Below are 26,436 nucleotides of genomic sequence, written 5' to 3'. Positions count from 1 at the left end.
TGCTATCATGTTTTCAAAAATTGTCTTAATGCAACATTTAAAACGCAAAGTCGTCTTTTTTATTGTATTAACTTCATTACAAGCTGCGTTAGCTCTAAATGCTCAGCTAATATTTTAAACCCAATAAACAATAATATTACGCCCCCAACTATCTCCGCCTTCTTTTGAAAAACCTCTCCACACCACTTTCCTAAAAATACCCCAGCAAAGCATATGAAAAAGGTAATACAGGCAATAATAGCTGAAGCTTTTAATATAGATACGCTTAAAAACGCAAAGCTTATACCAACAGCTAAGGCATCTATGCTAGTAGCAATAGCTAAAACTACTAATACTTTAAAGGTTAAGCAATTTACTTTCTCTTCCTCAGCTTCCTTTATAGCTTCATAAATCATTTTTCCGCCAATTACAGCTAACAAAATAAAAGCTACCCAATGGTCTATTTGAGTTATGTAATCCTTAAATCTGCTTCCGATAAACCATCCAATTAAAGGCATTAATCCTTGAAACAATCCAAAATAAAAAGCGATTTTAAAAGCATTTTTTACTTTAGCCTCCTTTACTCCTATTCCGCTAGTAACAGACACTGCAAAAGCATCCATAGATAGTCCAAAGGCTATAAGTACAATAGATAATAAATTCATATACTCCGCACCCCTTCATCTTTTATATATTACATTAAAGAAAACAGTAAATTTAATACTGTTATCCTTAAAAACAAAAAGAAAAGAGACTTATGTATAACCTACCCATCAACGGTTATACATAAGTCTCACTTTTTAATACAAAGCCAGATGAAAAACATCAGTATGTTGACTCTGCAACAGGATAAACTATCCTGCAAGCTACTCCCTTATGCCTGAAAGTATTCTCTAAACATAGACTAGTATAGATAAAACATAAATTTTTGTCAATATCTTTTTCGTTTTTTATGCTTTTTGCATTTTATTTTGTTATATAAGGTAAAATCATAATTTAAATGCTAGAAATTTGTCATTTTATCTTATCTGATATTTGTTTAAACACATTTTCTGTTTCCTGCTTTTGCTTAAAATTAATTATAATATAATTATAGTCCTTACTCTTAGGTTTTATATATATAAATGGCCCCTTAGAGGAATATACAAATAATTTTAATTTCTCAGAATCCATGCTTTTAAATTTGCCGATATAAATACTTCCCAAATTAATACCATTACTTCTTATAAGATTTTTGGGCAATTCCTCTTGCAATTTAACTTCTTCTATGTCACTATATTTTAAATCAACACCATACATACCTGAATTTTTAATTCCCTCATCTGTAACCTTAAGTTTTGAAAAGAATACAGTAGAACCTACTAAAACTATTACTAATAGTATTATAACCAAACTTATAAGTCTTTTTTTATCTTGGTTCATTAATCTTTCCTCAATCTTTCTCTAATCTTTAAACAAATATCTTTTTTATTTCTTCATACTTCTCATGAGTTAACAAAGCATCCCTATCTGTATTTTTAAACTTAACTATATAAGTCCATCTTCCATAGGGAAAAATCTTGCTTATCATGGATAAATTTATTATATAGGATTTGTGGCTTCTAAAAAACTGACTTTTATCTAATCTTTCTTCAATATCACTTAAGCCTTCTGAGGTAATGTAATGTCCTTCTAAGGTATATATGGCTGTGGCCCTATCCTCTCTTTGTATGAGCACTATATCCATTGTATCTATAAAACTTATACCTTCTTTATTTTTTATAACGATTTTATCCAAACCTTTTTCATGCTTTATTATTTTATCTATGCCATGAGAACTTTTATTATTACTTAATTCTTTTATTTTTAATAGAGTTTTATTTACTCTTTCAATGTTGAAGGGCTTTACCAAGTAGTCAAAGGCATATAGCTCAAAGGCTTCTGTCATGTATTCAGTATGAGCCGTCGCAAAAATAATTATAGTTTTAGGCTCTATATCCACTATTTTTTTTGCGCATTCCACTCCAGTAGTTCCTTCCATCTCCACATCTAGAAACACTACCTCTGGTTTATTGATCTCAAAGTGCTCCAAAGCTTCTTCTGCGTTTTTTGCCTCTGCTAAAACCTCAAAGCCCTCCACCTTTCCAATAACTTTCTTTAATATTGTTCTCATGGCTTTTTCATCATCTACTACTAATACCCTTAATCCCAAGACCTTTACCTCCTGAATCTTCCCTTCCTCTTGCTCCTTGGCAATCCCAATATTTCACTATATATAACTGCCTTAACTAGTTCTTCTTCATTTAATTCGAGGTTTATTCCAGAGGCTTTAGCTTTATCTCCAACCTCTTTATATTCTTCTTTAGAACATTGCTTGCACTGAGAATTCTCCTCTTGTGATTCAGTGCCAGCCTCAGAATTTTCCTCTTTGTTAATTATAAATTCTTCTATTATAGGCTTATTTTTATTAATGGGTTTATAATATTTACCCCAACTATCGCTATTGAAACTACCCATGAAAGAATTTAATAGGCTTTTAATCATACTCATTATACATCACCTAAATTCTACATCTATTATTTATCTTCATCTATATTTTTTATTCCCATACCTTTTTTCCCTGTAGCAGATATGGAATTTCTCATCTTAGTATCAGCCACTATATTTTGCATGTCATAATAATCCATAATACCAAGCTTCCCTTCCCTTAAAGCCTGAGCCATAGCTCTAGGTACCTCAGCCTCAGCTTGAACCACTGCCGCTCTCATTTCCTGTTCTTGTGCTACAGCCATAGCTCTTCTTTCCTCAGCCTTAGCCTGAGCAATGTTTTTGTCTGCCTCTGCTTGTAAGGTCTGTAACTGTGCTCCTATATTTCTTCCTACATCTACGTCAGCTATATCTATGGATAATATTTCAAAGGCTGTTCCTGCATCTAAGCCCTTACTTAAAACTACTTTTGATATTTTATCTGGATTCTCTAAAACTTCCTTATGAGATTCTGAGCTACCTACGGTAGTTACAATTCCCTCTCCAACTCTAGCTAATACTGTAGCCTCTCCTGCTCCACCTACTAGCCTTTCAAGATTAGCTCTTACAGTTACCCTAGCTTTTACTAGTAATTCTATACCATCCTTTGAAACTGCTGATACATTTGGGGTCTCTATAACCTTAGGATTAACACTCATCTTAACTGCTTCTAGTACATCTCTTCCTGCTAGGTCAATAGCAGCAGCTTTTTCAAATAGCAATTCTATATTAGCTCTATGAGCTCCTATTAAAGCATCTACCACCTTATCCACATTTCCGCCAGCAAGATAGTGGGCTTCCAACTGATTTACATTAACATTCATACCCGCTTTTGTAGATTTAATCAAAGGAATTATTATTCTACTTGGTACAACTCTTCTCAATCTCATACCTATTAAATTAAATATGCTCACCTTAACATCTGCCGCAGCTGCTGAAATCCATAGTCCAATAGGTACAAAACTAAAGAATAATATTAAGAATACTACTACTATAATACCTATTATTAGAATACTTAAAACTCTTGTATCCATAAAATCCTCTCCTTTTTATTATAAAACTATTTTATTTCCCTAACTAATATTTTTCTTCCCTGCACTTTTATTATTTTTACCGCACAACCTTTTTCAATATATTCTCCTTCCGATACTACATCCATCTTTACTCCATCAAAATCTGCAGTACCAGAAGGCCTTAGCACAGTATTAGTAATTCCCTCTTTTCCTAGAAAATAATTTAAATCCTCTGTGCCTATATATCCCTGTTCTTTCTTTTGACTTTCAAAAAGTACCATGGTTTTTGAAAGCTTTCCTTTAGCAAAGGATTGTAACACTATGGCCAAGGCCACCCCTAGGATAGCTAGTACAACAATAAGCAGTATCACAGCCTCAATTAGGTTTTGCGCAGTAAAGATTATGCCCAGAAATAAGAGAATACCTCCTAAAATTCCTGGAGCTCCAAAGCCTGGATGAAACATTTCAACTATGACAAAGATGAACCCAAGAATAAAGAAAATTATAGAAATTATATTTAAGTTGTTTATAATATTTACTAGCTCCAATAAAATCACCCCTTTTGTTTATTTCTATAAGTATATACTAATACTTATGGCTTTTCTCAAAAATACATAAGCTATAAAAAATACATTATGAAGTACTACATGTCACTTTTTATGTTTAATCATTTTCCTTATTCTAATAATAATCTACTCCTCTTTAGCCTTATATATAGCGCCTTCAAAACTAGTTTCCATATCAGTGCTTTTCACTTCTATACTTCCACCATAGCTATTTAAAATTTCCTTCACTATTGAAAGTCCCACACCCTCACCTTTATCTCCTTTTGTAGAAAATCCTGGAGTAAAAATCTTATCTATGATTCCCGATTCTATTTTAGGTCCGTTATTAATAATATTAAATTTATAGCTTTTTATGTCTTCAAATAATTCTATAGTTAATACTTTTTCTTTTTTATTAGAGGTATTTAATGCAAAGATAGCATTATCTATTATATTTCCTAAAACCCTGCAAAACTCCCAAGCAGGTATAGGCATATGCTTAAGATCAGTATATACATATAAATTTACTTCTATAAAATTTTGCTCAGCATATATAGTTTTAGCTTGCAATAAAGCGTTTACCGCAGCATTAGAGGTTTTCATAGCCCTATTTACCTTAACCACGTCTTTATATATTTTTTCTATATAGCTTTTGCCTTCATCATATTCTTCTAGTTCTAACAGGTTGTAGATCACTTGAAGATGATTAACAAAATCATGTCTTTGAGATCTTAAGGTTTTATTTAGTTCAGTTAAATGCTGCAGACTTTCAATCAAGCCCTGCTTTTCCCCTTTACTAAATATCATTAAATACATATTTTTTATTATAATAAAGCTATTCACTATTATAGTTAATATGATTATATACAATAATCCATTAGCATTTATATTCCCAATTTTTAACACACCATAAAAACTTATCCATAGAATAATTAATAATTGCACTACATTAATGATAATGGATGTTATGATTACCTTTTGAATATGGAGATTTTTATTGCTTTTCATAACCGCTGCTCCTTATTAGAAATTTAAGTTAATACAGCAATATTATACTATATAAAGAGTATTAAAATCAAAAGCATGCATCAGCTTTAGGGCCTTTGCATGCTTTTATACGTTTTTTATAATTTAAACTGTTTTGTTATATCCTTTAATATCTCAGCACTAGCCAAATTGTCTTCTGCTGAATTTTTTATCTCTTGTATTCCTTCTACTATACTTATAGTTTTAGAGGATATATTGGTTACTCCACTAGCTCCGTCATTTATAGTGCCTGCCATTTCACTTATAGCCTTAACTATACCCGTTATAGAAGCATTTAATTCCTCAGACAGTGCACTGAAGTCTATCATAAACTTATTTACATCTTCTGCATCTATATTATATTTATCTCCTACAGCAATGAATTTATTATAATCTATAGCTACTTCCTCATCTATATAGCTTAACATCTGTGATGAGCTATTAGTAAGATTATCTACTGAACCTCTAACATTTTTAACCACATTTTGAATATTTCCTACTATGGTAGCAGATTCTTCAGCTAATTTTCTTACTTCCTCAGCTACTACTGCAAAGCCCTTGCCAGATTCTCCTGCTCTTGCAGCTTCAATAGCTGCATTTAATGCTAGTAAATTTGTCTGACTGCTTATTTCTAATATAGATTCAGATAGTATATCTATCTCCTTTACAGCCTTTGACCCTTCAATGGCCTTTTCTAATTCCTTCTTAACTTTATGATATATTTCTTGAGAGTGCTGCTTAGAAGCTACGGCACCTTTCTTTAACTCATTAGCTCTTTCAGATATCTCTTCAGTTCTTAGAGATCCCTCATTAGCTTTCTCTGCCATATTGGATACTGCATTTTCCATTTCTCCTGAAGAGGCTGAAATCTCTTCTATGGTGGCCGCACTTTCTTCCATACCAGCAGATAACTGCTCTGTTTCTTCTGCAGTATTATCAGCCTGAATCTTTAATGTTTCTGTTAAATCCTTAACCGATTTAGCATTGTTATTTATGTTTTCCGAAGCTTCGTTGAGCTTCTCTACCATTTCTCTTAACACCTTTCTCATATTACCTATAGCTGTAGCAATAATTGCAATCTCATCTTTGCGCTTCGTATATCTTTCATAATCCTTCTTATATGTTAAGTCTAGCTTTGCGGTACTATCCACCAATTTACTTATATCTAAAATAGGTTTTGAAATTTTTGAAGCTACAATAAATCCAATAATTATTGATAATATTACTATAATAATATTAGATCCCATCAGCCATTGAGTTAGCTTAAATACAGGACTCATATATTCCTTAACATCCGCACTAATAACTAATATCCAGTTGGTATTATGTACCACCTCATAAGCGGCTATCTTATCTGCACCTTTATATAAATAATTAACTATTCTTTCTTTACCTTCTACATCCTTATAACTTTTTCCCACCAAAGCTTTAATCTGATCATTTTCTACGAGCTTTCCTATTTTTTCTTTAGTAGGATGATATATAATATTCCCTTTTTCATCTACTAGGTAAGCATAGCTTGACTCACTATTTGATATCTTTATATCTTTCAAATACTGATTTAAGGTCTCCCCCTTAACAGCTGCCGCTGCATATCCTATAACTTTATCAATTACGACTATTGGTGATGTGAAGACTATTATAGGAGCCCCTGTAGATTTAGAAATTAAAGTTTCACTAATTACCTGCTTTCCCTGTCCCTCTAAAGTCCTCTTATTATAATCTCTATCGTTTAAATTCTTACCTACTAAGCTTTCATCACTATCTGCAATTATTGTTCCACTATTATCTACTATAAAGGAATGTTCTAAGTTTCCTTGTGTAGAATCATACTCCTTAAGCATTTTATTCATAGACGCAATTAAACTTTTATACTGTCCACTATCTTTATTTCCTGTGTAATTAAAAATTTCGTGCACAGCTTTATGATTTGACACTCTAGCTATGTTTGACTTTTCTTTTTCTATGACTAATTCTATAGAAGCCCTTACGCTAGAGGCTAAAGCAGACATATCCTTCTTAGCCACCCTATCTATAGCTGTACTAGTGAAAATATAAGTTATAATACTTACAAATAGTATAGCTATAAAAACTATAGAAGCTGTAAGTAAAGATATTTTTTTCTTTATAGACATATAGTATCCTCCCAAATCATTTAATTCAATTAAACATAATTATACAATTATAAATATTTTAATCTAATTATGTCATATTTACTTATAAACTTCAATAATAATAATTTTATGTAAAAAAATTCATATATTTTTAGATATATTTCGACTTTTACACATCAAATAGGCTTATTTACTCGTTGGGAACCATATTCCCCTATAAGCAAATAAGCCTTTATATGTTTAATCACTTTAGCCACTTTATAAGTCTTTTATTTCCTGCTAGCACTTGCTTTCCTGATATATTCACCTTAATACCATGACCTGAAACCTCTTCATAGCCTTCAATTATACTATTGTCAAGTTCATCATCATAAGCTTTTACTATAGAAGTATCTATAGGATGATATGTTTCACAATTTTTTATTATATCTTAAACTTATTAACAGATTTAATCATTTCCTCAGTTATTTCATGCATCTTCTGAGAAGCTGAGGATACTTCTTCACTAGCAGAGTTCATTTCTTCTGATGATGCAGATACCTCTTCTGTAGATGCTGCTATTTGTTGGTGAGAAGAGGATATATTGTTCATCTTCCACAGTATATCATTGTTTTCAGAATTAATTTTCTCTATAAATCTATTGACTCCCTCAATTTTAGGTATAATTTCATTTATAGAAATAATTATTTTTTCAAAATTACTTAAAGATCCATTTATAGTAGATAGTTGTGTATTCATACCTACACTAAGATTTTCAGTATCTTTTATCATATAATCACTTTCTTTAGATATTTCTATTATTAAGTCCCCTATATTCTTTGATGAAACCTTAGTTTCCTCTGCCAGTTTTCTTATTTCCTCAGCAACTACATTAAAGCCTCTTCCAACCTCTCCCGCTCTTGCAGCTTCAATTGATGCATTTAATGCTAAGAGATTAGTCTGATCAGCAATGCCATTTATTACAGCGCTTATTTCATTTACTTCTTTAATTTTATTGCTTAATCCAAATATCCTTCTATAGTATTGTTCAAAAGCTTCATTAATACCTTTTATATTATCAATTAGTTTTTTCATTTCCCTATTACTTTCTAGAGATACTGCACTGATATCCTTAGAGCTACTATGAACATTATTTATATCCTTAGTTATATTAGATAAATTTTCATTTAGTATATTTATCATATGAGCTATGTTACTAAGCTCACCTGATTGTGTTCCAGTATTTTGTGCTATATCATGCATAGCTATAGATACATTTTCTGAAGAAACGGACATCTCTTCGGAAATAGAAGAAAGATTCTGCGCTTGCTCCTCAATATTCCTAGAAAAATGCTTTATATCATTTAAGGATTCTTTTATAGAAATCTGCATATATTTTAAAGCTTTGTATAATACCCCCACCTCATCTCTTCTATGGTTATAGCTGTCTTTGATTTCTTTAGAAAAATCACCGTTAGACATATTCTCTAATTCATCCACAGCTTTTGTTAAAGGTGATGTAATGCCTTTAACTATTCTTATAGTTACTAATACTAGCACTAATGCTAATGCAGAAGCTATTAAAACTATATTTCTCATTAAGTCGTTTATCCTGGAAATCATGTCTGATTTATTTATTCCCATAACCACTATGCCAACAAATTTGTTTTTTTCATCCATTAGTGGTGAATATATTATTTGAAATTTTTCTCCATTTACATTAGTCTCCTCAATATGAGTGGAGTTTTCTTTTTTTACCATATCTAAAAAACTATCAGACACCTTTGCTCCTACAGCTCTTTTCCCATCAGTCATAACTGTAGTAGATATTCTTGTATCATTAAGCAGTATTGAAAATTCATTTCCTGTTTTATCTTTTATACTATCTACTATATCAATATTATCATTTATAAGCTTACTTCCTTTATAAAGCTTTCCGTCTTTTACATTCCACGCTCCACTATATTTAACCTCTATATATTCTTTAGCTAAGTTCATATTGGAAGTTAGTTGCATTAATAAATTGTTTTTAAACATAGAATTTATTTGAGCATAACTCAAAACTATCAATATTATTGTTAATAGTATTATGCTGCTTAAAGACATTAAAAGCATTTTAGTTCTTATCTTTAAATTTTTCATTTTTCTTACCCCTTTATTTCTAAATAAAATAGCAAAAAATAAAAACCTACATTAATTATGTTAATATAACATAAATTTAATGCAGGTTCGCTAAGAGTTGAAAGAGCTCTTTCCCTCTTCACTTAACCTATTTAGTATTCTAAATTGCACTTGCTTAGTATCTTTTGGTAAGTCTACATTTGATTTATCAAATTCTATTTTGTACCCCAATATTCTCTCTATATTATATATAATCTCATCCTTTACCATGTTATTAAATCTTGTCCAAACTTTATTTAAGTCCTCCTCATTTTCAGGATTTCTTAGCAAAATTTTTTCTGTAGGGGTTAAAAATCCTATAATAGTGACTTCTAAACAATCTTCTTTTACCTTTGCTTTTATTTGCCTCTCCCTTTTACCTAACCACTCCTTCAATTGTTTTGCCAAGTATCTTTCAATATCAATCTCTACTTGTCTAAAACTATTCCCCATGATATTCCCCCAATAAAACCATAAATTATAAAATTATCCAATATTACCGATATAAATTATATCATATAGATTTAACTAAATGAATATTTTTAATAAGATTTACAATACTTTTTTTCTTTGTACAAGTCATTTTACAAAATATTATTTACAATTAAATATTCGTATGAAATTCATAAAAATAGATATTATATGGTATCTATTAGATACCATAGGTCAAACAAAATGAAATAACTAATCGAATATACAAGTATACCGACTAGTTATTTTTCAAAATTCCTTAAATTAATTTTTCCGCTGTAAAATTTTTAGATACCCTTTTAATTAAGAAATAATCACTTAAAAATAATACAGCGCCTATAATAAATATTATAATATCATTAAGCAAAAATAACCCTGTCATTTGTCCTACCAATAGTAATATAACAGGTAAAACCAATACTCCGCTTAGTTGTTGAGCTTCTTGAAAAGTCTTAGATTTTGCTGAAATTAATATGGTAAAGGTTAGGGCAAATATGCATAATGCTGGTGAAAGCCAAAATATCAATATAAGCCACTTAACATTAGGAAATATCAAGCTATGAAAAATCCACAATCCTCCTAGATTCATTACTATACCGAAAAGTACGAAGGCTACTAAGGTTACCACATAGGAAGGTATAAATACTCCCAGTATTTTAGCTCTAGCAAGCTGTTCCATGGTTACAGGAGTATATAGCAAAGTTTCCATAGTTTTATGCTCTTTTTCTCCTACCACGGCGCTGGAGCCTAGTATACTGGACATCATTATAGGTATTATTAAGAAAAAGCCTGGAAACAAAAACTCCATAGCTGCGGTAATTATTAGCTGCTCTTCGCTTAAAGCCTTGTAGCTTTCTGGAAGTCTATCTAATATCATACTCAATCCATTAATAGCATTTATGCCTTTGGGAGCAAATTTAGCAATAATCAATAAAGTAGCAGGTATAATCACCATCATTAATAGGGGTACTATTATCATGGGTATCATTATTTGTTTTGAAGAGGTTATCTCCTTTATGTCTTTTTTCATCAATGCTTTTTGTATTCTATTCATTTTTTATCACCTCTCATATAAGCAAAGTAAAGTTCTTCTAAATCACAATTAATTTGAGCAGCCTCATATACCTTTCCCCCCCGATTTAACACGTTATAAATTATATCCGATACCTCATTATCAGTTTTTATAATCTTTTTAAATTCTCCTTGTCCAATTTTTTCAAAGCCTAAATCTAAAGGTATGCTTTCTCCTCTCAATTTTAGATAAGTTCCAATACCCTTTCCTTGAATTAACTCTTGAAAGGTTCCAAAGCCCAACATATTACCCTTATTTATAAAGCCATACAAGGTGCAAATATCTTCTGCATATTTTAGTTGATGAGTACATAAAAATACGGTTACTTCCTTTTCCTTAGCCAGCTTTTTAATAAGTCTAGTAACATTTACAGCATTCTCAGGGTCTAACCCTGAGGTAGGTTCATCTAAAAATAGTACTTTAGGATTATGGATTAAAGCTATAGCTAAAGATACTCTTTTTCTCATACCAGTGCTATAATTTCCAACCTTCTTATCCTTAGCCTCATATAACTCCAAGTCCTTTAATAAAGCTTCACATCTCTTTCTTAACTCTCTCGCTTCTATTTCATGCATACTTCCAAAAAACATTAAGTTCTCTTCTGCGGATAGTCCTTCATAACAAGCTGCGGTCTCTGTCATCACACCACATACCTTATGAATATCTACAATATTGTTTTTAACCTCTTTATCTAATATTTTTATGTTTCCTGAGGTGGGCGATAATATCCCATTTAAAACTCTTACAGTGGTGGTTTTTCCAGACCCATTAGGTCCAAGGAAACCAAATATTTCTCCCCTAGGTATACTAAAGCTAATATTGTTTAAAGCTTTTTCGCTGCTATTATAAGATTTTGTTAAATTAATAATATCTATTGCATTCATTTTGCATCCTCCCCTTTTTCATCAATGTAACGTAGCATATAATAAAAAGGTTCATAATAAAGCAAAGTTTATTTAAAAAAATATCCTTGAACTTAAGAAGAATTACAAACTTTAACCTTAAGCTACTTCTTCCCAGTTCTAGGACATTTTATTTATGCATACTCTATATTAAATTTTTCCCTTTCAAATATATCTATAGAATATTCCTTTGGTAAAGCTTTTATATAGCTATAGGCTTCTTTTGTTACATAACCAGTAGTTATTATTAAAGATTTTTTTAATGCTTTACTTTCCATTAAAGCTAACAACCTTTTTATATGTTCTATATCAACTCTTTCTTTCATATTTCTACTGGAGCTATATTTAATACAATTTATATAGATCTTTGAGTCATCTTTTATACATATAAAATCTCTATTTCCGTCCCCACTTTGGTGATATTCACTAAATTCATAATTATAATTTTTATATAAATAATTAATGCACCATCTTCTAAATTCTTCTCCCGTTAAATTGTGCAATTCATCTATGAGCATTATATTAGCGTTTCTTTCCTTTAGTAGTTGAAGCAGTTTAATCATGTTATCTACCAATTTAAAAATAGAAGGTACCATTATAATAAAGGTTATAAAAGCTATAAATCTAAGAAAATTATACATATTCTAGCACATCCTTATATTCCGTTTCTCTTATTTCTCTTACACCTTCTAGGAAGGTATAACCATCTATAGCCTCTATATAATATCTTTTACTGTTTGAATTTAAAATACTAATAAACTCCAAGGCTTCCTTTGAAAAATCACTATTAGTTATAACTATTCCTTTTTTAACTCCATCTTGTATCATTCTTCCCAAAAAATTTTCTAATTCTTCTCTATCAATTTCTTCCCAAGCATCATCGGAATAAATATCTTCTTTGCTTTCTTTTATATTTTTTAAAATACATCTTATATAAGTTAACCCTCCATACTCATTGCCTATAATGTCTACTCCACCTTTACTTTGTTCTGACAAAAGAGTAGTATTTTTAATTCCCTTAGAAACATTAATGTACTCCCTGCAAAGGTCTTCAAACTCATTAATATTACATTCCGCTATATCCTTTCTGGAAAGAATACCGTATTTTAACCTTTTATTTTTTATTTCTATCTTTACATTTTTTATTATGTATATAAGCATCCTATTTAAAAGCTTTATAAAAAATCCTATAACCATTAATAATAATAATAATTTTACTAATTCCATATAACTCACCTCATAAATAAATATTTCCATATTTACAGGAGATTATTCCTATAAATAAATTTCACTATATACTTAACCATATTTATACATATATAATATATATAATACTAGTGATTATGATAAACTTAAGGAGGTATATAGTATGTCCACTTTAGGTAATATTATTTGGATAATTTTTGGCGGCCTTGTAGGAAATATTTTATGGATTATATTTTTAGGTTGGGAGCTAGCCTTAGCTAATCTATTTTCAGCTTTAATATTCGCTATAACTATAGTGGGAATTCCTTTTGCTGTTCAAAGCTTAAAACTAGCTAAGCTGTCTTTAATGCCTTTTGGCAAAGAGATTATTTAAAGCTAAAAAACACATGATTCAAGGAAGTGATAATAATGAGATTGACTTATAAAAAAACTCAATGCTTTAAAGTCTTAACTCTAATGCTTTGCTTTATAGTCCTATTTCAAAGTTATGTTAAGGCCAAACCTAATAATTTATTACCAAAGCCTAGTGAAAATATATATGTACAAGATACTTCTCAAGTTATAGATGAGGATACAAAACTAAAATTAAAAGAACTAGCAAATAACGCCTATAGTGAAGGACTATGTCAGATAGTAACCGTAACCATTCCTAGCTTAAATAATGAAAACCTAGAGCAGTATTCTACCTCCTTATTTAATGAATGGGGTATAGGGGACAAAGAAAAGAATAATGGCATATTATTATTAATTGTTACTAAGGATAGAAAAATCAGATTAGAAATTGGTAAAGGAATAAATCACATAATCACTGATAAAAAGGCTGGAGAAATAATTGAGGGCGCCAAGAACTATCTAAAGAATGATTCATTTAATGAAGGAGCTCTCTATATATACAATCATAGTATCGAAACCTTACTTAATATTTCTAATAAAAATAATAATACTTCCTCAGCTAATCCTCCTATTATATATAATAAAACTACAGATCCAACTACCTCTAATGGCATTAAAATTTTTAGCTTCCTATTTATCATAATAGTAGTTTCTTTAGTATTAAGACATGCATTAAAATCTCAAAATAATAATAGCTATAATAAATCAAATAATAACTACTCTAAACCCTTTGATCAAGAATATGATGACTCTATAGAACGTAATGGCGATGAAACCTCTAAATATTATGCTTTAGGGCTATTGCACCAAAACCTTAATGAAGATGATAATAAATTCAATAATAGCATCAATGAAAGTTATAACGATTTTAATAGCTTTGGTGGAGGATCATCAGACGGCGGAGGTTCTTCTTCAGATTTTTAAATAAGCCGTCTATTGATTTGGATATTTTATTGCTAATAAAAAGGAGGTTAGCTAGACTATCCCCCTTTTTAACATTTATATGTATTTATACATTATAAATTTTTTAAACTACTGACATATAAAGATCTATAATTTTATAATCTTTATTAGCACAGAAACGTTCATCATACCATTCCATTTCTAAGCCCACATTCCAATCTGGCTTTAAATTTAACTTTTTTATTTCATTCTCTGTAAACTCATGAGCCATCATATAAATATCTGGCTCAGTGCCTTTTATAGTAGCCACTGCAACTTTACATTCAGGAATTTCATAGCTAACCATATCGGATGGTACATCAGCATTAATATCAGCTATAATACCAACTACATAGGAAAAAGTATTAGTTTTAAAGCAAAACTTTCCCATCCATCCTACAAGTGCATTTTTATATAACCTATCTTTATGCTCTTCTAGTGCTTTAATAGTTCCATCTTCATGGCATTTACCCCAAAGGGCAGGTATTGGGTTTCCCTCAGGATGTCCACATTTACAAAGCACCTCTTTACCTATAACCTTAACTCTTCCTAAGTTTATGGTTTTAAAATCCATTAACTCTGCTGACATATTGTTACACCATCCTTTTATAAATTATTTTAATATAGATATATTATTTAAGGGCCATACCCTTAACTTAGCCTTGCCTTCTACCTTCTTTAAGTCAACAAAACCAAAGGTTCTACTGTCTTCACTTACTTGTCTATTGTCACCTAATACAAAAAGCTTTCCTTCTGGCACCACCGCCGGTAGTGTAAACTCCCTTTTTGATGTATTACCTTTTACATAGACTTCCTTGAGCTTTTCATCATTTACATAAATATAGCCATCTTTTATATCTATTTTATCTCCTGGAATTCCTATTACTCTTTTTACAAGACGCTCATAGCTGTCATCTGCTCTAAGCAAATCCTTAAGATAAATATTTATCTCGTCTAAAAAGTTTTCCTTTAAATGACTTTTTAAGAATACTATAATATCTCCTCTTTTAGGAGTGCTAAAATTATAGCTTATTTTATCAATGACCATCTTTTGCCCTTCATGCAAAGTATTCTCCATTGAGGATTGATGTACTTGAACCATGGCAAATACCTTAGTGTTAATCAATAATACTAAAATAAAAGCTCCTGCTATGGGTGATATCCAACTCATTATTTCTTTTAAAATAGTTTTTTTCTTATCTACCATAATCTCCTCCAAATGTTAGCAATATTTTAATCACAATATAATTTTGATACTTTATATAATTATTGACTACATTTTACCATAACAAGTATTAAAAGCAAATCTCTTATGTTATTTTTAATTTTAATTTTTCATAAAACTACCAGTATATAATAAAATAATGGGGGTAATATAATAGCATAGGGTACGTAACGATTGAGCTAAGATGAATATATGCTTCGTTAGAGAGGTATATATTCATTGACCAAAGATTATATATAGGTTTAAATAAGCTTATATATAATCATGGGGAAGATTTTATATTGTAGGGAAAAGCTTTAATATAGTTGATTATATCTATTATATTAAGGTTCCAACTTATAATATAAAGTCGAGCTAAGATTATACGTTGTATTGAAGTGGTTATATATAGCCTACCGGTTATATATAGCTATGAAGATATTATGTATAGTTGAAGAAACCATTATTATAGGTAATGAACTGCTTGGTTATAGTCGTGAGATTATGGCTTGGTAATACATGTTATCTATAGTGGTGCAACTTAGGTCGTTACGTGCTCTTTTTATTTAAGTACTTATATTTATAATAAATAAAAATTAGTGACTGCAAATAGATTAATATAAAAATCTAATACAGTCACTATATTTTTTATTATTTCAGCTCTATTTCAATAGCTTGTTGTTTTAATTCCTTATTATAATTACTGTCCATGCTATATTTGCTAGCATAGGGTACAATTTTAAGTTTAACTATGCTATCCTCTAATTTTACAAATCTATGATAGCTTTCTCCCAATATCTTTTCATCAACAGACCTGTTTCTATGATGAATGCTTACGGGGTCAACTTTATTTCCTTTTTCATCATACAAAGCATAGTCTACCTCTATAATATTATTTCCCTTTCTTTCTTTATCAACGCACTCACTAGTTGAATTTATGCTAGTAGATATAGGTGTAATGGTAATATTCTTTATAGTAACTGAGCCATTATCGGGCAGGCTTAAGGTTTTATTAATGGCTATTCTTCTAGTACTGCTCATAAGCTTTTCTTTGCTTGCATTAAATATAAATTCCCACTTACCATTCCAAATCTCATCCTGCGGAGAATATCCGTGGCGCTTTTCAAATACAATTTTTATCTCTACATTATCATCCATATTTGCAGTGTCTACATCTTTGCTCTCAATATACCGCCTAGTATGTTTATCTACATCCATATGACTACCACCGCTTCCTATTCTTACTTCTTTACCATTTATATAAAGCCTGGTATAAGGGAAGCTTGTCTTTGAAAAATCTACTTTATCCTGGGTTACAGTATAAGCCATAAGCAACTGATTCTCATCTAATACCACTTCATTAAGGGATATAGTAATGCCATTATAGCTAACACTTTGTTCAATAACAGTTTTGTATGAATCTATATCTGAATTTTTATAATTAGTAAAATCCTTAATAGCATTGCTGCTATTACTTGTTATTTTTTCTACTGCTGCATTAATAAATTGCTTTATTGGATTATCCTTTGCATATATATTTACACTAAAGGCTGTAACCATAAGAGCAAGGGTTATTATAGCAACTCTAACTATTTTCCTAATGCCAGGCCATTTATTACTCCTTATTGTGCTGATATTTGATCCCTGGTAACTTTCCTGCTGCTCTAACTTAAAAAGGGTATCATCTATTCCCTGAGATATAGCACTTGGTACCTCTATATCCTCATTATTTAAGAGAAGTTTTTTTATTTCTATATCCAAATCCTTATTCAATTTACATAACCTCACTTTCTTTAACTGTTAAAAAAAGCTTTAATTTTTCTCTGGCTCTGGCCAACCTTGATTTCACAGTGCCTTCAGGAATATTCAGGCTTTCAGCTATATCTTTTATACTCATATCTTCAAAATAATAAAGTATTACCAACAGTTTCAAGGATTCCTCCAACTTATTTACAGCATCCTTTACTTCTATTACTTCTGTATTGTAACTATAGGAATCCTCACTTTGATATTCTGAAAATAATATTATCCTTTTCTTTTTATATAGCATCTCATTACATTTATTAATCAAAATCTTTATTAGCCAAGTTTTAAAATATTCCTCATGCAGAAGACTGCTCATACTTTTAAAAGCCTGTAAAATAGCCTCTTGAATGCAGTCGAGGGCATCATCATTATTTTTAGTCATGGCAATAGCTACTCTATAGAGATCTTTTTCATAACTCTTAATAAGCATTGAAAAAGCTTTCCTGTCCCCTTCCTTACACTTACTAACAAGTTCTACGTCCTCCATACTCTCTCTCCTAACCTATAAACAGCATGCTATTTATTTATTGAATTCATATATTAGATAGATTGACTTAAGGATTGGTTCTGATTAGATCAGAAAATTTACTTATATATAACTAAACCTATAAAGCTGAATTGCTTGTTTACCGTAAATCCTAACAATTTTAGGAGGCTTGACATATTCTATGCATGTATTTAAACTTTCATCCCTTATTACTAACCCCTTAGCCTTCATAGCATTAATTAAACTAGTTTTCCTACTATGGGGAAATACAATATAGACAATGCTTTCTTTATGCTGCTTTAATAATTCTTTTATGAATTTTTTGTGCATAGTGAGCTATGGAGGGAGTAACTAAACAAGCTGTATAACCTTTACACAATTGCGCTAACTTAACAGTAGTTTCAAAGGAAAAAAAATATTGCATATATTCTAGGTTTTGATCTAATTTTATATATGATTCCACATTATTATAAGAGAGTTCTACATATGGAAATCTCAGTTTATTTCTATGTGCGAAAAGTCTATCTATTCCATTGTCCCCCATTAAGGATAGTATATTTCTTTTCTGCTTGTCCACATTAATGGCCTTTCCCTTTTTGATAAATTTTAACCATACAATAACATTAGCATGTCTGTAAATCCCTGTATACACATTATAAGTCTCATATTCTAGTTGTAACCCAAGTTCTTATATTAAAGTCCAAGATTTTAACACCCAACCTGGTTTAGAAAGTATTAAGAGTATACCTTCCTTTTTCAATATATTACTAGCTTTTATTAATAACTTTTCAAATATCTCATATTCAATTCCAGTTTCAAGATAAAATCTACTTACTGGTTCTTTTATTTTTATTTCAGCTATATTAATAAATCCTGATATTACTATGTCAAAACATTCATTGTCATACTCTATATTTTCTACATTCACATTAAAAAATCTTGGTTTTGTGTGTACATATTTCTTTAAAAGTTCATCAATGCTTTTCCACCTTCTTTCCATAGCTAATACAATATTTCCTACAGTTTCGTCTGAATTTATTTTATTTGATATTAATTGCTGAGGTGTATAAACATAGGATATTGCCCATGTAATACTATCTACTTCTGAACACATAACAAAAACCTTATCCGTACTCTTAATACATCCTAAATTAACAAGTGTCACTGCATTATATATTCCAAAAGCCTCTGAAATTAATATATTGTTTTCTTCAGCTTCAGAAATTAATTCTGCAGCACTAATAATATCCTCTGTTGTAGCAAAAATCTCCTTACCCTCCATTAGTAATTCCTCCTTAAAAATAATTTTTAAGGCCTAATCCATTGATTTTTGGATATAGAACAAAAAAACTACAAGAAAGCATAACTTTCTTGTAGTCTAAAAATCGATAATTTACTTTTCACCTGTAAGTAAGCATAGTTATTATAGGTTTACTGTATCATCCATAAAAACACCTTAATAAGGTATAAAATTTTATTCTATATATTAACCTAGTTTATCGCCTTTTTTAACAGATTGTTCTGGCTGAATCAGTACTACTCCCTGATCAGCATAGATCCCTAATACCAATACTTCTGACATAAAATCAGCAATTTGTCTTGGTGCAAAGTTTACTACTCCTAATACTTGTTTTCCTACGAGTTCCTCCATTTTGTAGCATTCAGTAATTTGCGCGCTGGATTTCTTTACTCCAATCTCCTCTCCAAAATCAACCCATAGTTTATAGGCAGGTTTTTTTGCCTTTTCAAAAAACTCTACTTTTGTAATTTCTCCTACTCTGATATCCAATTTCATAAAATCTTCAAAAGTTGCCATATTGTATCCTCCTCTATAATTTCTCTTATTTCTTATCAGCCCCTTATAGATAAACAACTTCAACTATTAACTTATACATGCGCCATAATGGCTTGAAGATGCCATTTTGGAACATGTATAAGTTAAGTTTACGTAATGTTTATCTATATATCACTTTTCATTTTTCAAAGTATGAACTCCTGATATATATGCATTTATCATCAGTTCTAAGCTCTTATCATGGTCAAGAGGCATACCAAATCCACCTTTTTGCTCAAGGGAAGCAAACCCATGAAGTATGCTTCTAAGTCCTCTTGTAGCATGCAAAGCCTCTTCATCCTTCAAGTCATAAGCTCTAAGAACTCGTACGCAAAGTTCAACCACCTTCTCGCCAGCTTTTTGAAAATCTACATCTGAAGGATCTGGTATAAAAATTGTAGCTTCATAAAGACCTGGATGACTACGTGCAAATTCAACATAGGCTTTTGCTATGGCAGCCACAGCTTCATCTCCAGCTCTCCCCACTGCTGCATGCATTAAGTGCTCATAAAGACTTTCTATGCCATATATAGCAAGTTCTTTTCTTAAGTCATTAAGTCCATCTATATGATTATATAAGGAAGGTGTTCGAACAGCCAATCTTTTAGCAAGTACAGCCATGGTTAGGGCTTCGATGCCTTCCTTATCTGCAATCTCTGCTGCTACTTCTAATATGGTATTTAAGTTTAAATTATTTCTAGGTGACATATATATCTCCTTCTTATCTATTGATTTATTATTCTGTTTAAGACTTTTTCTGGTTCCTTCATCATATTACCATGCCCAGCGGCAATAAGCCAAGGCTTAAGTTCCTTAATTTTTAGGGCACTTTCAATAGCTAATTTCTTATTCCAAGTAGCCATAGCTGGAAATGGAAACAGAATACGAATCTGTCCTGCTACCGCTGCTCCCCCTCTTGTCTGCAAGGCATCTCCCACTATTAAGATATTACTTCTAGTATCTAGGTAACACATAGAGCCAGGAGTATGACCAGGACATGAAATTGCAAGTAGCGCTCCTACCTTGTCTCCATCTTTAAGAAGTACATCTGGTTTTGTCTTTATATTCTTAGGGACTCCACCTTTAATAGGCAAATTCTCCTCCTCCTTGTCTAGCGAGCAATCACCTTTTAATAATTTAGCATCTCTATGAGAAATATATACTGTTGCATTTGGAAGCATTTCCTTTAGCTTATCTAGAGCTCCTACATGATCATCATGAGCATGAGTCAACACAATCCTTGTAATAGGTTTGCCTATATCTTTTGAAGCTTGCAAAATCCCCTTCCAGCTGAATGGCACTGCAGCATCCACTAAAGTTAAAGAATCTTCTTACTCTACTAAATAGCAATTAACAGGAAAAAGTGCTGGCATAAAGGTTAGTTGGTAAACTGTTTTTTCTTTAATTATTCTCAATAATATCATCCCCTTTATAACAAAACTAATTATATTAATTTTAAATTTATTATCTATAGTTTTATTATAACTAATCATATTAGTTTTTGCAATATTAATATTATCTTTCCTCCTATAGTTTAAAACCATACTTTAGGCATCAAACTTTCTTTTTTAGTGCCAACTTTCCTTTTAACTGGCAGGCTATTTGATCTATCGTAACCTCAGTTTCCTTTCCCTCCTCCATATTTTTGATCTTAACTTTTCCAATTTTTATTTCATCTTCACCTATTATTATTACAAAAGGGATGCCTTGTTTTCCTGCACATTCAAGACTTTTTCTTAATTTTCTACTATTCATTTCTATATCCGCCGAAATTCCCTGTCTTCTTAACATTGTTAATATATTAAGTGCTTCTGCATGGGTACCAATTGGTATAATATACGCTTGCACTGGTGATTCTTGTATTTTCATTTCTTTATATAATAATGCTGCATAGATTACATCAAGACCAAAGGTTATACCAACTGCAGGATACTCAAGCCCATTATTCAAAAATGCTCCTATGATTTTATCATATCTACCACCTGCCCCTAAGCTTGAAGTTATACTTCCATCCCTTAGAAATACTTCAAAAACTGTACCTGTATATATTTCAAGACCTCTAGCAAGCCAAGGTGAAAATTTACAATTGTCTTTTATCCCTGCTGATTGAAGGTAATATACTAGTTCATCCAATTCATTTACCCCTTGCTCTATGAGCTCATTCTTAGGATTTATTCTCAGCATTGCAAGTAATTCTTCCTTATCCATATTTAAGAATGAAAATAATATATTTATTTCTTCATTGCTTATACCTTTTTCAATTAATTCTAATCTAACACCGGCTTCACCTATCTTTTCAAGCTTATCCAAACTCAATATAACAGTTCCTTCCAAATCTTCACTTAATCCTGTAGCTCTTATAATTCCGGAAAGAAGCTTTCTATTATTGAAAGAAATATAAACATCCAGTCCCAACATTTTATATATGTCATTTGCCATGATCATTAATTCCGCTTCCGCCATAATTGATTTTACTCCTACAATATCCACATCACATTGAATAAACTCACGGCTACGCCCAATTTTTACAGGTCCATTCCTGAATACTTTACCTATTTCATATCTTTTAAAAGGCAACTTTAAGTCAAGATTCATTCCAACCACACGAGCAAGAGGAACTGTTAAATCATATCTTAAACCTATATCTCTTTGCCCTTGGTCCTTAAACTTATAGATTTCCTTTAATATTTCATCTCCTCCAGCATACTTTGATGCCAGTACGTCATATTGACATATAATAGGGGTTTCAATTGGTTGATATCCATAAACTTCGAATACCCCTTGAAGTTTTCTAATAATCTCATTTCTTATCCTCTGCTCATTTTGTAAAAAATCTCTAGTCCCTTTTAGGTTTCTTAATTCCATTGACATTCTAAATTCCTCCTTAAATTAATAATTGTTATTTTAAACGACAAAAGAGCTCTACAAGCATTTAATAAAATACCTGTAGAGCTCTTTTAATCTATTGACCGCCACAGGTACAAGCACTAATAGCACTTGTACCTGTGATATAAAATCAAGGTTACAAGTGCGTCCTGTGATGGTGATGAAGTTTTTTAGTTATATTATAGATTTTAAACATTTCCTTCACCTCAAAGTTTTTGTTATATATTAGCATTATTATATATGTATGTCAATATATCGCTTTTACTATTTTGAAATTCTATTCTGCCTTCTTCTGAAAATTGAATTCCTTCTTTAACTGCAAATGATAAACTATTCATTAATATCATTCCTATCATGTAAAAATATAAAACAAAAAGACTGCGAATAAATGCGTGTTCATTCACAGCCTTTTCTCAAATTAATTAAATATGTCCAATAGTTACCAATTTACTTTTTAATTTAATGCTACTACTTACTCTTAGCCGCAGCTTCTGTCATTTTTGCAGCCATCTTCTCTGGTGTTATATTTCCAAAAGCAAGCTCTGGGAATAATTTTGCAAATACATCTATAACAGTAGGATTTGCAGTATTATTAAAATTTGAGTATCTATATTTAGCGTCAGCACTAAGTTTTATTAAATCTACTATAAGTGGATTATTCTTTTTATATTCATCGCTCATTTCTACATTAGCTGTAAGTGGTAAAGCTCCACCTTTTTCAAGCATAACCTTTTGAGCATAAGCTCCAGTTTTAAATTTTAAGAATTTCATAGCAGCATCCATCTTCGCTTTATCAGTGGTGCATACCATATATCCTATTTCATATTGTGAAATTACACCATCTCCTGGATAAAGGGCTACTCCTACTCTCTCTGCCAAGCCTGGTTTTGATTTGTCTTTATCTGAAAAGTCTGGAGTCATCCAAGGACCATTAGCTATAATAGCTGCTTTTTCTTGAGAGAAATTATTTGCTGCGTTTGAGTATATAGCTCCTATAGCATCCTTGGTAGTGTAGTCCTTAAGCATCTTTTGCATCATAGTAAGACCCTTAATTACAGCTGGATTATTATAATCGCTTGGTTTCATAGTATTCATAAACTTATTTCCAGCTTCTCCATCAGTACCAACTATGGATGCAAATATAAGATCTGATGTCCATGCATTTTCTCCAGTCATTAATGCTAGAGGTGTAAAGCCTTTGCTCTTAAGCTTTTCATTATTAGCCATAAATTCGTCCCAAGTTTTTGCTGGTGTAATTCCTGCTTTTTGGAACATATCTTTGTTGTAGAAATATCCTATAAGCTGACGAGCATTAGCTATGGAGTATAGCTTTCCATCTCTCATATTAGCTTTGATAGCCTCATCACCAATTTCAGCCTTGTATTTTGAGTCCTCATTAACATAAGAAAGTAAATCTACAGCTTGACCATTTTTAATAGCTAGGTCTATTATTCCATCCTTACCTTCTACTATATCTGGTAATTGTTTTGATGCTGCCAAGACCTTCATTTTTTCTACATAAGCCTGGTCACTTGGTAATTCTTCAACTACTAGTTCAATTTCATCACCATATTGCTTCTTAAATGCATCAATGATTTCTTTTTCCGCTGCAGCAGAAGCATGTGAACCAACTCTATAGGTTGGATAGGTTATTTTTACTTTTTCCTTCTTTCCTGAAGTTTGCTCCGCAGGCTTTGAGCACGCCGTTAATCCAGACATTATAACTCCAGTAAGTACTAAAGATAATATTTTTTTATATCCTTTTCCTTTCATTCGCTATTCCCCCTTAACGTTTTGTTATTCATCACAATCTTATTGTAAACCTTTTAATAAACACCTTGAATGTAAAATATATACCTGTTGTTGTATTAATTTTGCTTTTTTACATAAGAATATTATTATTCTAAGCTACTTTTATATATTTCTTTTAATATTTTTTCTTTTCTTGTGTTTTTTAGAGATATCTTAGTTTAGGTATCTCCAAAAATATAAATAAAAGAAATGTATGAAAGGTAGTTTTTATAAATCAGCCTTTCATACATCCATATTTTTATTCTTCCTCATCTAAAGGTATTATAACTTTAATATTGGTACCCTCATTTATATGGCTCTCAATAACTAATCCATAATTTAGGCCATAAATTAGTTTTAATCTTTGATCCGTATTTTTTAACCCAATCTTATCCCTTTTTATATTGCGCTTTGTAACATCATCATGGGTTTCATTTATGACCTTGTTAACATCAAAGCCAATACCATTATCAATTATCTCCACACAAAGTTCATTATTACTCTTATATACATTAACAGTAACAAGGAACTTGTCTATTTGATTTTCTAAACCATGAACAATAGCATTTTCAACTATAGGCTCTACAGTAAGCTTTGGTATATATAGATTAAGCATTTCCTCTTCTTCTATGTTAATCTTATACTCTAGTCGCTCCTCAAACCTTACCCTCTGAAGATATAAATAAAATTCCACATACTCTAATTCTTGCCTTAATTGTATTTTTGCCGTTGAATTAGTGTAAATTCCAGCTCTTAGTAGTGTGGTAAGGGCATTTACCATTTTATATATACTTTCATCCTGACACATTTTTGCCTTCATTTGAATAGTAAGCAGCACATTAAAAAGAAAATGAGGATTCATTTGATATTGCAAAAATTTTATATTCATTTCTTTTATTAAAAGCTGCTTCTCATAGGTTTCTTTTATAAGATAATTTAATTCATCCGTCATAGAGTTAACCGCAGTACTGAGCTCGTCTAAGGATACATCGTTATATATGGGCATTTTAGTATCATATTTTTTATTTTTAATATTATTAATACACACTAGTAAGTCCTTAATAAATTTTGTTGAATTCATCATAAGTATAACTACAATACTAGTTAATACAATCATTAGAAGTATGGAAAAGAGAATATAGTAATTCATGCTTTCAAAGATCTTTTTAACTATATTTTCTCTAGGCACTGTCATAACAAGAGTTAATCCGTTGCTTTCAATCACTTTATAACCTGCAATATAGTCCTTATCCTCTATACTAATCTCATTGATTTTTGTTAAATCCACGTTTTTGATTATCTTATCATTAATCTTTTTACCTAACATGGTTTTATCGTTACTAGATAAAATTATACCCTCTTTATCATAAATATATATATTAGCTTTGTTATACATCATGAGCTCTTCAAATTTATCTGCTATAAGCTGTTCATTAGTGGCCACAAGAAAGGTGATAGTTTCGTTGTAATTATAGGGACTACGCAAACGCCTCACATGATATATATTGTTATCATATATTGTAGGTGGTACATCAAATACATAGTCCTGAGCTCTTCCCTTAACATCATTAAACACCCTATCAGAATTAATTTTAAATTTTTCAATGGGCATTTCCTTAGTAAATATATAACTTATGCCTTTATCGTTTACATAGGTAGCTACTGTAGATATGAGCTTTAAATTCCAAGCATTGTTAAATAAAAGGCTTCTCCTAAGCTCATCATCAAATATGGTTTGTTTTGCATATACATTCTCATTGTCCTCATAGAAGTATTTTGGATCCGCAATCCACTCTTTTACAGTACTGCTAGAGGTTAGCCCTAAGGTTGTATACTTAATTACATTAAAAGAATCGTTCAAATTTTTAGAAGTATTGTTTATCATTAATGATATATTAGAGTAGGTACTTTCTAACATATTATTATACATTCTAGCATACATAAAAGTTCCAAAGATAGTTAATGACATAATGGTGCTAGCAAAGATATATATAATTATTTTATTTCTTACAGACATATCTTTTAAATGAGGTATTATATTCATCATCCTTCTAAATATATATTTATATTTATAGTCTTTCTTCACAGTAATCACATCCAAGATTATATTTTCAATAAACC

27 protein-coding genes and 1 pseudogene are annotated in these 26,436 nt (G+C 30.8%); 2 read left to right on the top strand and 26 right to left on the bottom strand.

Annotated elements, in window-relative coordinates:
- Positions 1–59: 59 nt before the first annotated feature.
- From BN2665_RS10415 to BN2665_RS10350, 14 genes are all read right to left on the bottom strand, one after another.
- Positions 60–644 carry a manganese efflux pump MntP gene (locus BN2665_RS10415; RefSeq protein WP_055667037.1) on the bottom strand — a complete coding sequence of 195 codons (585 nt, stop codon included), beginning with the start codon at positions 642–644 and terminating at the stop codon, positions 60–62.
- Positions 645–993: 349 nt separating this feature from the next.
- Positions 994–1,401: a PH domain-containing protein gene (locus tag BN2665_RS10410; RefSeq protein WP_055667036.1), complete on the bottom strand. Its 408-nt coding sequence runs from the start codon at positions 1,399–1,401 to the stop codon at positions 994–996.
- A gap of 28 nt (positions 1,402–1,429) precedes the next feature.
- Positions 1,430–2,170 carry a LytR/AlgR family response regulator transcription factor gene (locus BN2665_RS10405; protein WP_055667035.1) on the bottom strand — a complete coding sequence of 247 codons (741 nt, stop codon included), beginning with the start codon at positions 2,168–2,170 and terminating at the stop codon, positions 1,430–1,432.
- Between the two features lie 5 nt (positions 2,171–2,175).
- Positions 2,176–2,508 carry a hypothetical protein gene (locus BN2665_RS10400; RefSeq protein ID WP_055667034.1) on the bottom strand — a complete coding sequence of 111 codons (333 nt, stop codon included), beginning with the start codon at positions 2,506–2,508 and terminating at the stop codon, positions 2,176–2,178.
- Between the two features lie 26 nt (positions 2,509–2,534).
- Complete coding sequence (gene floA, locus BN2665_RS10395; protein ID WP_055667033.1) at positions 2,535–3,518, bottom strand: flotillin-like protein FloA; 984 nt, start codon at positions 3,516–3,518, stop codon at positions 2,535–2,537.
- A gap of 26 nt (positions 3,519–3,544) precedes the next feature.
- Complete coding sequence (locus tag BN2665_RS10390; protein WP_055667032.1) at positions 3,545–4,045, bottom strand: NfeD family protein; 501 nt, start codon at positions 4,043–4,045, stop codon at positions 3,545–3,547.
- Positions 4,046–4,189: 144 nt separating this feature from the next.
- A complete protein-coding gene (locus BN2665_RS10385) occupies positions 4,190–5,050 on the bottom strand; it encodes a sensor histidine kinase (protein WP_055667031.1) in 861 nt (286 codons plus the stop codon).
- A gap of 116 nt (positions 5,051–5,166) precedes the next feature.
- Positions 5,167–7,203: a methyl-accepting chemotaxis protein gene (locus BN2665_RS10380; RefSeq protein WP_055667030.1), complete on the bottom strand. Its 2,037-nt coding sequence runs from the start codon at positions 7,201–7,203 to the stop codon at positions 5,167–5,169.
- Between the two features lie 402 nt (positions 7,204–7,605).
- Positions 7,606–9,303 (bottom strand): methyl-accepting chemotaxis protein, encoded by a 1,698-nt coding sequence (locus BN2665_RS10375; RefSeq protein ID WP_055667029.1) that lies wholly within the window; start codon positions 9,301–9,303, stop codon positions 7,606–7,608.
- Between the two features lie 90 nt (positions 9,304–9,393).
- Positions 9,394–9,774, bottom strand: a complete 381-nt coding sequence (locus BN2665_RS10370) for a Na-translocating system protein MpsC family protein (protein WP_055667028.1) — start codon at positions 9,772–9,774, stop codon at positions 9,394–9,396.
- A 277-nt stretch (positions 9,775–10,051) separates the two neighbouring features.
- Positions 10,052–10,846 (bottom strand): ABC transporter permease subunit, encoded by a 795-nt coding sequence (locus tag BN2665_RS10365; protein WP_055667027.1) that lies wholly within the window; start codon positions 10,844–10,846, stop codon positions 10,052–10,054.
- Complete coding sequence (locus BN2665_RS10360) at positions 10,843–11,748, bottom strand: ABC transporter ATP-binding protein (protein WP_055667026.1); 906 nt, start codon at positions 11,746–11,748, stop codon at positions 10,843–10,845. Before BN2665_RS10360 ends, BN2665_RS10365 begins: the two co-directional genes overlap by 4 nt.
- A gap of 152 nt (positions 11,749–11,900) precedes the next feature.
- The gene (locus BN2665_RS10355; RefSeq protein WP_055667025.1) at positions 11,901–12,407 is read right to left on the bottom strand and encodes a restriction endonuclease; all 507 of its coding nucleotides are present in this window, start codon (positions 12,405–12,407) and stop codon (positions 11,901–11,903) included.
- Complete coding sequence (locus tag BN2665_RS10350; RefSeq protein ID WP_055667024.1) at positions 12,400–12,993, bottom strand: restriction endonuclease; 594 nt, start codon at positions 12,991–12,993, stop codon at positions 12,400–12,402. The genes BN2665_RS10355 and BN2665_RS10350 overlap by 8 nt, the downstream gene beginning before the upstream one ends.
- A gap of 142 nt (positions 12,994–13,135) precedes the next feature.
- On the opposite strand from BN2665_RS10350, the gene BN2665_RS10345 reads away from it, so the two are divergent.
- Complete coding sequence (locus BN2665_RS10345) at positions 13,136–13,345, top strand: YccF domain-containing protein (RefSeq protein WP_055667023.1); 210 nt, start codon at positions 13,136–13,138, stop codon at positions 13,343–13,345.
- A 35-nt stretch (positions 13,346–13,380) separates the two neighbouring features.
- On the top strand, positions 13,381–14,289 hold the full coding sequence (locus tag BN2665_RS10340; RefSeq protein WP_055667022.1) for a TPM domain-containing protein: 909 nt from the start codon (positions 13,381–13,383) through the stop codon (positions 14,287–14,289).
- 103 nt (positions 14,290–14,392) lie between these two features.
- Here the strand turns inward: BN2665_RS10340 and BN2665_RS10335 are convergent, their stop codons facing one another.
- The 12 genes and pseudogenes from BN2665_RS10335 to BN2665_RS10280 all read right to left on the bottom strand — a co-directional run bounded on the left by BN2665_RS10335 (position 14,393) and on the right by BN2665_RS10280 (position 26,401).
- Positions 14,393–14,896, bottom strand: coding sequence for a GyrI-like domain-containing protein (locus BN2665_RS10335; protein ID WP_055667021.1), 504 nt, complete (start codon positions 14,894–14,896; stop codon positions 14,393–14,395).
- Between the two features lie 24 nt (positions 14,897–14,920).
- Positions 14,921–15,514: a signal peptidase I gene (lepB, locus tag BN2665_RS10330; protein ID WP_055667020.1), complete on the bottom strand. Its 594-nt coding sequence runs from the start codon at positions 15,512–15,514 to the stop codon at positions 14,921–14,923.
- A gap of 648 nt (positions 15,515–16,162) precedes the next feature.
- Entirely contained in the window at positions 16,163–17,284 is a 1,122-nt protein-coding gene (locus BN2665_RS10325) for a DUF4179 domain-containing protein (protein WP_055667019.1), read from the bottom strand.
- 1 nt (position 17,285) lies between these two features.
- Positions 17,286–17,804, bottom strand: coding sequence for a sigma-70 family RNA polymerase sigma factor (locus tag BN2665_RS10320; protein WP_055667018.1), 519 nt, complete (start codon positions 17,802–17,804; stop codon positions 17,286–17,288).
- Positions 17,805–18,093: 289 nt separating this feature from the next.
- Positions 18,094–18,456 carry a hypothetical protein gene (locus BN2665_RS10315; protein WP_055667017.1) on the bottom strand — a complete coding sequence of 121 codons (363 nt, stop codon included), beginning with the start codon at positions 18,454–18,456 and terminating at the stop codon, positions 18,094–18,096.
- Positions 18,457–18,492: 36 nt separating this feature from the next.
- On the bottom strand, positions 18,493–19,086 hold the full coding sequence (locus BN2665_RS10310) for a hypothetical protein (RefSeq protein WP_055667016.1): 594 nt from the start codon (positions 19,084–19,086) through the stop codon (positions 18,493–18,495).
- A 204-nt stretch (positions 19,087–19,290) separates the two neighbouring features.
- Complete coding sequence (locus BN2665_RS10305; RefSeq protein ID WP_055667015.1) at positions 19,291–19,620, bottom strand: tRNA-binding protein; 330 nt, start codon at positions 19,618–19,620, stop codon at positions 19,291–19,293.
- Positions 19,621–19,770: 150 nt separating this feature from the next.
- A complete protein-coding gene (locus tag BN2665_RS10300; protein ID WP_055667014.1) occupies positions 19,771–20,346 on the bottom strand; it encodes a TetR/AcrR family transcriptional regulator in 576 nt (191 codons plus the stop codon).
- Positions 20,347–20,363: 17 nt separating this feature from the next.
- Positions 20,364–20,954, bottom strand: a pseudogene (locus BN2665_RS10295) (MBL fold metallo-hydrolase); the annotation flags it as partial.
- 238 nt (positions 20,955–21,192) lie between these two features.
- Complete coding sequence (locus tag BN2665_RS10290; protein WP_242865930.1) at positions 21,193–22,509, bottom strand: histidine--tRNA ligase; 1,317 nt, start codon at positions 22,507–22,509, stop codon at positions 21,193–21,195.
- 483 nt (positions 22,510–22,992) lie between these two features.
- A complete protein-coding gene (locus tag BN2665_RS10285; protein ID WP_055667013.1) occupies positions 22,993–24,297 on the bottom strand; it encodes an ABC transporter substrate-binding protein in 1,305 nt (434 codons plus the stop codon).
- Positions 24,298–24,574: 277 nt separating this feature from the next.
- Positions 24,575–26,401, bottom strand: a complete 1,827-nt coding sequence (locus BN2665_RS10280) for a sensor histidine kinase (protein ID WP_055667012.1) — start codon at positions 26,399–26,401, stop codon at positions 24,575–24,577.
- Between the last annotated feature and the right edge of the window lie 35 nt (positions 26,402–26,436).

Source organism: Desnuesiella massiliensis (assembly GCF_001403615.1).
Classification (GTDB): Bacteria; Bacillota; Clostridia; order Clostridiales; family Clostridiaceae; genus Desnuesiella; species Desnuesiella massiliensis.
Note: the sequence above shows the minus strand (reverse complement) of the source record. Positions and strands in the feature narration are given on the sequence as shown.